The organism is Paenibacillus sp. Lou8.1, from assembly GCF_024213565.1.
GTDB lineage: Bacteria > Bacillota > Bacilli > Paenibacillales > Paenibacillaceae > Paenibacillus > Paenibacillus polymyxa_B.
Window position 1 is genome coordinate 94,971 of record NZ_JANAVN010000021.1, and the last position, 1,693, is coordinate 96,663.

The 1,693-nt window shown below is 42.2% G+C and carries 1 protein-coding gene; it reads right to left on the reverse strand.

Annotated features, from left to right (window positions below; all coding sequences use genetic code 11):
• Positions 1 to 110: 110 nt before the first annotated feature.
• Entirely contained in the window at positions 111 to 1,145 is a 1,035-nt protein-coding gene (locus NLX78_RS24500; RefSeq protein WP_254351775.1) for an alpha/beta fold hydrolase, read from the reverse strand.
• Positions 1,146 to 1,693 lie beyond the last annotated feature (548 nt).

Sequence of the window (1,693 nt, forward strand, 5' to 3'; positions counted from 1 at the left end):
GCTCAATCAAGCATAATAAGTGTTAGGCAGCAAAGACGCCCGGATTCCTTTATATAGAAGGAACTCGGGCGTCTTTTGTTTTTTTAAGCTGTCCTTAACATATAAAGTCCCTAATCATCTGTGTATGCTTTAGACGTGGTTGACTGAAAGTGACTGGTGTTGGTGATGAGTTCACGGATGACTTGGATGACAAGCTCCGGTTGATCATGGATGATCATATGCTCGCTTTTCTTGGCAACAATTAATTTGCTGTTTGTAGAGATGTTAAGCATCTCGCGCTGTCCGATTTGCCAGCTTTGTTCAATCTGATTATTTCCGCGTTTACTAATACCGAACTGAGTCAAATCTTGTTGAATGCCCCGAGCAATTACACGTACAGGGAGATTACCCAGATGATGTCCCCGTATGGCATCTTCGGTAGTGCCCGCTAGGTCACCCTCCTCTGCAACAGACCGAAAGTATTTAGAAGAAGCGACAATATTCACAAAAGATTTTCTATCTTGATATTCGACCCGACCCGTCAGCATAAAATTGGGGAACAGGCGAAAAGCCCCTGATTTTTCTAGGAGAATGGATATTAACGGGGAGGGATTGGCCTTAGGCCGTTCCTTGGCATAGATCTTATTTGTCCGTCGGGCGTCATTCTCAGGCCTGGCATCCACCAGAACCAATCCTGCCACTTCGTCTCTGTACGTCTGCGCGTACAGTCTTGAGTACATCCCCCCGAGGGAATGACCTACAAGGATATAAGGAGGTCGGATGTCCGCATTCTTTAGAGCAGTATGAAGCTCCCGAACGATGTTTTCCCCGGTGCGTGGTGTATTTGCCTCCTCGCTCCATGCATAGCCTGCCCGATCATAGGATACAACGGTAGCGAATGATGACAGCTTTTCGGGAATATCTCTCCAGGAGAGGCTACTTTCCCCGCTCCCTGATTCAAGCAATATTGTTGGAGAACCGTTACCGAGTTTACGAATATGAAGTCGATAGCCCCCGGCATCGACCAATTCCCCCGGAGGTGGGTATTGTGATTTATCCTTCTTGGATGCAATCCACTCATACACAAATCCGGAGATCACGAAAAGCAATAAGCAAGAGATAATAAGAAACACAATTCTCGTCCATGTTCGCCTTCGTTGCTTCATTAGAAAATCTACTCCTCTATACAGCTATAATTAATCATTACCTAAAGTTGCGTGAAACAATAGCTGCTACCGTATGGTTTGTGGCTAACTCCTTATCTTTTTACCCATCCTTTCTTTGTCAAATCATCAATATTAAAGAAAAAACAGAATATGCACTTGAGTTGTAATGAGTAACCCGCGTATTCTTGATCATTGAATGGATATCACGTCGTTCTGGATGCGGATAACTAAGTCCATTTGGCAAAAGTACAGTGTACACAGGGTAAAATTACAACAATAAAAATAGTAAAAACTATTCATTAAAAAGGGTTGCATTTAAATATACAGAATGGTATACTCTAATTCCGGCCAAGAAATACAATATTGCGAGCGAGTGTTTCAAAAAAAGATTCTAAAAAATGCTTGCAAAGTTGGTTCGGACATGATATGATATAAGAGTTGATGAGTCGACAAGCTGAATCGACAAGAAAAGAATGTTTGATCTTTGAAAACTGAACAACGAGTGAGTAAAACGATTTTGCTTGCAAAATCAAACAAGAGATATTTTT

Bases quoted from the DNA above. Each gene is read 5' to 3' on its own strand.
- NLX78_RS24500 (WP_254351775.1), bottom strand. From the start codon at position 1,145: ATGAAGCAACGAAGGCGAACATGGACGAGAATTGTGTTTCTTATTATC.